This window comes from Empedobacter sp. UBA5987 (assembly GCF_002429865.1).
Taxonomy (GTDB): Bacteria; Bacteroidota; Bacteroidia; order Flavobacteriales; family Weeksellaceae; genus Empedobacter; species Empedobacter falsenii_B.
On the sequence record NZ_DJBB01000055.1, the window covers coordinates 96,426 to 102,620 of the forward strand.

General features: G+C 32.0%; 4 protein-coding genes. All 4 read right to left on the bottom strand.

All coding sequences use genetic code 11. The features are described from left to right. Positions 1-82: 82 nt before the first annotated feature. The 4 genes from ribB to B3J26_RS09520 are packed head-to-tail and all read right to left on the bottom strand — an operon-like array spanning position 83 to position 5,908. Positions 83-1,207, bottom strand: a complete 1,125-nt coding sequence (gene ribB, locus B3J26_RS09505) for a 3,4-dihydroxy-2-butanone-4-phosphate synthase (protein WP_291047230.1) — start codon at positions 1,205-1,207, stop codon at positions 83-85. A 9-nt stretch (positions 1,208-1,216) separates the two neighbouring features. Continuing rightward, positions 1,217-2,677 (bottom strand): LptF/LptG family permease, encoded by a 1,461-nt coding sequence (locus B3J26_RS09510; RefSeq protein WP_291074294.1) that lies wholly within the window; start codon positions 2,675-2,677, stop codon positions 1,217-1,219. 3 nt (positions 2,678-2,680) lie between these two features. Next, positions 2,681-3,310 (bottom strand): LolA family protein, encoded by a 630-nt coding sequence (locus tag B3J26_RS09515; protein WP_038332673.1) that lies wholly within the window; start codon positions 3,308-3,310, stop codon positions 2,681-2,683. 33 nt (positions 3,311-3,343) lie between these two features. Next, on the bottom strand, positions 3,344-5,908 hold the full coding sequence (locus B3J26_RS09520) for an FtsK/SpoIIIE family DNA translocase (RefSeq protein ID WP_291047234.1): 2,565 nt from the start codon (positions 5,906-5,908) through the stop codon (positions 3,344-3,346). Positions 5,909-6,195: the final 287 nt, after the last annotated feature.

Genomic DNA, 6,195 nt, shown 5'->3' on the forward strand with positions numbered 1-6,195 from the left:
TTAATCAAAAAGTTACAAAATGATTCAAAAAAAAAAGCAGCTCTTCTCAGAACTGCTTTTGTATATTGTGATGAATTATTTCTTACAATTTAGTACATTTTACAATTTCCAAACCGTATTGCGTCGTATGTGGTTCTTCTAAAGTGCGTGTAATCAAATTCATTTTTTGGATGCCTAAATCTTTGATGATTTGAGAGCCAATTCCGTGATCTTTTTCATCGGCTGGTAAAACACCTGATTTAGATTTTCCTTCAGAAAAACTTTTGAAAATCTCTAATTTTTGTTCAATCAACTCAGAACTTTGAATGTTATTAATAAAAATTACAACACCTTTTTCTTCTTCATTGATGATGTTCATTGTTTTTTCTAACAATGGTGTTTCGCCGTTTTGTAAAGCGCTAAACAAATCATAGTAGCTATTTGTCGATTTTACACGAACTGGAACTACATCATCTTTTGTCCATTTTCCTTTTTTCAAAGCGAAGTGAACTTGATTATTTGTTGTTTGTTGATAAGCGATTAATTCATATTCTCCGAATCTTGTTTTTGCAGGAAATTGCTCGATACGTTTTACCAAGGATTCATTTTCTAATCGGTAAGCAATCAAATCTTCAATCGAAACAATTTTAAGATCAAATTTCTTTGCAATCTCTAACAATTCTGGCAAGCGAGCCATTTCTCCATCTTCTTTCAAGATTTCGACAATACATCCAGCAGGATAATATCCTGCCATGCGTGCCAAATCAACAGCAGCTTCTGTATGTCCCATTCGAACCAAAACTCCACCATCTTTTGCAATTAATGGGAAAATATGTCCTGGTTTTCCTAAATCATCTGGATTTGTATTTTCGTCAATTAAAGCTTGAATAGTTTTAGAACGATCAGAAGCCGAAATTCCTGTCGTACATCCGTGACCTTGTAGATCCACAGAAACCGTAAAATTAGTTTCGTAAATTGCAGTATTGTGCCCAACCATAAGGTCCAAACCTAATGCTTTACATCTTTGTTGTGTAAGTGGTGTACAAACTAATCCGCGTCCGTGCGTAACCATAAAGTTAATAACTTCTGGCGTTGCAAATTCGGCGATACATAGGAAATCTCCTTCATTTTCACGATCTTCATCGTCAACTACAATGATAACTTTTCCTTGTTTTAAATCTTCTAAAGCTTCTTCAATTGTGTTTAATTGAGATGATCTATTTTCCATTGTTTTATGTTATTGATAACGAGAATGCTCCTCGTTTTTGTTTGTTTTCTTAAACTTATTAAAGTATTTTACAAGTGGATCAACGTAAATACTGATGTCAAATAATCCAGAATCTTGATTAGCTTTGTAACTAAACAAAATAGAGAAAGGAAGCGCGATAATATTCGCTGCCCAAGCGGCAAAAGTTGGATCTAATTTTCCGTTTTTCGCCATATTTTCTGCCGAGAAATTAAGGATAAAATAAATAACGAAAATGATAATTGAGATGACAACTGGCATTCCAATTCCTCCTTTTTTTACGATTGCACCTAATGATGATCCAATCAAAAAGAAAATAATACACGTTACTGCATACGAGAAATTTCTTTGGTAATGAATATTTACTTTTGAATATAACTTTTCTCTGTTTACAATTTCTTGTTCAGAAAACGTCATATTTTCTTGATCACGATTTACCATTTGTACGGCTTGATTAAGCACTTGATCTTGTTCTTGACGATTTCGCTCTTTCAAGTCAAAAATCATATTTGTTTTTACCGTATCAATATCTTTTACTTTGATTGAATAGAAATAGTTTTGATTAAACATATTCGTTTTCAAATCTTTATAATACTTCTTATAATCTGTGTTTAATGAATCGATAAGATGTCTTAAACCTTTTCCGTCCAAATATTTATAAGAGTTTCCTGGGTCTTCGTCTTTACCAGAATTTAAAATATCCGAAATGTCAATATAATAGTTTAATGTATCAAATTTTGTATATTGATTTTCTTGACGTTTGCGTTGATCAAAGTTTTTATTTTTGATGTTATCGGTATAAGCAATTCCATCAAAAAGTTCCATTTTTAGATAATGATTGTCATTTTTGTCTGGTGCAAGATTTCCCTTTTTCGCAATAATTGTCATCGTATTTTCGCCAAAAGGTGCATTTTGATGCACAAAAACGTCTTCTAATTTTTCTGAATTTTCGCCCGAAACTTTATTAATTTTCATCTGAAATCCCGGAACGGTTTCGATAAAAACACCTTCTTTCATACTTACCGTTGGCTTGGTTTGTAAGATATTGAAGTACATTGTTCGTGCTTTTTGTTGGGAATAAGGCATCACTTTGTCTCCGAAAAAATACAATCCAACAGACATTAAAGCAACTAATGTAAACAATGGAGCAAGTATTCTGGTAAGTGAAATTCCAGACGCTTTCATTGCAGCTAATTCGTATCGTTCTCCAAAACCTCCCATGGTCATGATAGACCCCAAAAGGATTGTAAGCGGTAATACAAGCTGAATAACGTTAATTCCTAACCAAAAAAGTAATTCGGTAATAGTGTACCATTCTAAACCTTTTCCAACAAATTTTTCCATTTGTTGCCATGCAAATTGCACGATAAAGATGAAAAATAGAACACTAAATATGAAAAAAAATGGACCTAAAAAGGTCTTGATTATATACCAGTCAAGTTTTTTTAACATTGATTATAATTGAGTAATCATATAGCCTTGCGACTTATATTTCTTTTGGTCAAAGTTAAAGTAACTTTTGTGAATAAGTAAATTTTGAACGTAATCTTTTACAACTATTGATGTTGTATCACCATTTTTACCATATTCCTTGTAATCGTAGATTTCATTATTCGCTGTATTGACTCCTAAAACCGAATATTTGATTGTTGAAGTTTTAGTTGGAGTTAATTTTATATACTGAATTGTTTTTCCTCCAACCGTTTTTTTATCTGTTAAAGCGTAGCTGAAATCAGTACGATACGTGTTCAAAACTTTAGTTGGTGTTAAGAAATCATCTGTGTTAGATGCATCAGAAATAGTTACTTCTTTGTCATCTTTTGCAATTGTATATAATTTAGTTCCTGTGAAAATTTGGTTGATATCGCCTACATTCAAGTTAAATTTTTGCTTCATTGCAAAAACTTCTCCCGAACGACTTGTTGATTTTCCATTTGCATTATGGCTAAAATCAAATTTGATGTAATACGAGTTTGCGTTGGTATATTTAGCGTAAACTTTGTCTAAGATTTGTTTTGCTGATTGAGCGTTTAATGTTCCAACCCCTACTAATAAGAGTATGAAAGAATAGATTATCTTTTTCATACAATTTAATTTTCTATCTGTTTTTAATAAATTTTAGTTCAAATTATTCAACAACTGTTCCAAACTCATGTCATCTTGTATCAATACCTGTCTTGCTTTACTTCCTTCGAAAGGACCAACAATTCCAGCAGCTTCCAATTGATCAATTAATCGTCCGGCGCGATTATATCCTAATTTTAATTTTCGTTGTAATAAAGACGCGGAACCTTGTTGATTCATTACAATTAATCGTGCAGCATCTTCAAAAAGTACATCACGATCAGATAAATCAATATCTAAATTAGATCCACCTTCTTCACCAACATATTCTGGTAAATGCATTGCATCTGGATAACCACGTTGTTCACCAATAAATTCGGTGATTTTATCGACTTCTGGTGTATCAACAAACGCACATTGTAAGCGAATTAATTCGTTTCCAGTGGTGTACAACATATCACCTTTACCAATTAATTGATCGGCTCCTTGCGAATCTAAAATCGTTCTCGAATCGATTTTTGACGTTACACGGAAAGCGACACGTCCTGGGAAATTGGCTTTAATTGTTCCTGTAATCACATTTACAGACGGACGTTGAGTTGCAACAATCAAGTGAATACCAACAGCACGAGCCAACTGAGCTAAACGAGCAATCGGTAATTCAACTTCTTTACCAGCTGTCATAATCAAATCTGCAAACTCATCCACGATTAATACAATATATGGTAAGAATCTGTGACCAGCTTCTGGATTTAATTTACGTTGTTTGAACTTCGCGTTATATTCTTTGATATTTCGAACGAAAGCATTTTTCAATAATTCGTAACGATCATCCATTTCAATACAAAGTGAATTTAACGTGTTAATTACTTTTGTATTATCTGTGATAATTGCTTCTTCCGAATCTGGTAATTTTGCTAAATAATGACGCTCGATTTTAGAATATAAAGTAAGCTCAACTTTCTTTGGATCGACCATCACAAATTTTAATTCAGATGGATGTTTTTTATAGATTAACGAAGCGATAATTGCATTCAAACCAACCGATTTACCTTGTCCCGTTGCACCAGCCATCAACAAATGAGGCATTTTTGCTAAATCGGCAACAAAGGTTTCGTTCGTAATTGTTTTCCCGAAAGCAATTGGCAATTCCATATCAGCATTTTGGAACTTTTGCGAAGCAATTACCGAATGCATGGAAACCATCGAAGGATTAGAATTTGGAACCTCAATACCAATTGTTCCTTTTCCAGGAATCGGCGCAATAATACGAATACCAAGCGCAGCCAAACTTAAGGCAATATCGTCCTCAAGATTTTTGATTTTAGAAATACGAACACCAGCTTTTGGTACAATTTCGTACAATGTAACTGTAGGACCGATTGTTGCAGAAATTTCATCGATTCCGATTCCATAGTTTCCTAAGGTTTCGACAATTCTATTTTTGTTCGTTTCTAATTCTTTTTGATCAATTAAGGTATTTCCGTTGTCATATTTTTTTAACAATGAAATAGGAGGAAATTGATAATTTGGTAAATCTAAACGTTGATTGTATTCACCTTGCTCTTGTACCAATCGAGCAGAAGTCGCTTCAAATTCTTCTTCTTCATCAACGTGTTGAACTTTTAATTCTAATCCATTTTCAGAAGAGTTTTGAGTTGGTTGAATTTCTGTTTCTAAATTTTCTTCATCATTAATTGATAAAAAATCTACTTGATTATTTTCTTCCTCATCATCTGCCAAATCTTCAACCACTAATTCTGTAATATTAAGTGGAGTTTCTTCGATTGTTTCTTCCTCTTTTGGTTGATTAATTTTAAATTCTTGATGAAATGCTTCGTTTGGATTTACTTTATGAGATTGAATTGCTTCTTTCTCTTGTTGTTCTATCAATTCTAATTCTTGCGATAAACTATCTTCTTGTTGCTTTTCAGCATCTTGATTGAATTTATTTATCTTTTCTTGTTCTTCTTTTTCCTTACGTTTTCTTAATTCAAGCTGTTCTCTCTTGATTTTTTCTTGCTCTTTTTCTATGCGCTCAATTTCTTTTTGTTTCGCACGTTCTTCCATTTTTTCTTGGATAGATTGATACGTCATTCGGAAATGAATGACACAATAAATCAATAAACTAACGAAAAGCAATAAAATTACACCCCATTTACCAATAAAGCTATTTAGGAAATCATTAATTTCAAATCCCATTACGCCAGAAAACATGTGTTGAGTTGGTAAAATACAACCAAAAAATATTGGCAACCAAATCATGAAGAAAATGCTTTGATAAAGCGTTGTGAAAGGCTTAATTTTTTTCCAATTTGTAGCAACTTTAACTCCTAAGAGAATAAAGAAGACTGGGACAAAAAATGAAACAATTCCGATTCCTTGCAAAATGAATGTTTCACCTAATAATGCGCCAAACTTCCCGAAAATATTTTCGGCGGTTTGACTTTTATCTAATAAATCAGAGATTTGGCTCTGATCCATAAAACCATTAAAAAAATAAGAAATAAACGAAGCTAATAGTAATAAACCGATTACTAAAAACAGTATACCTATAATTGTTTTGACGATTTGTTTTTTAGGAGTTTTTGGTGTTTCCTGTGTGTTTTTTATAGCCATTTTAAGGTTGAGTATAATTGAAGCAAAAATAATAAATCTAAAAGTACGAATCTAACGAAAAGTATTTAAATTTATATAAAATGATAAAGACTAAGATGATTTAATTTTTTTTATGATGAATACAGAAAGCCCTTTGTTTATTTTATCCTTATTATTTGGTCTAATATTTATAATTATGGGAATTGTACAATTAATTTTTCCTGCAAAAAATATTAATCCATTATATGGTTATAGTTCAAAGTTATCAATGAAAAATATTAAGAATTACCGGTAGTGCATTTGTATTA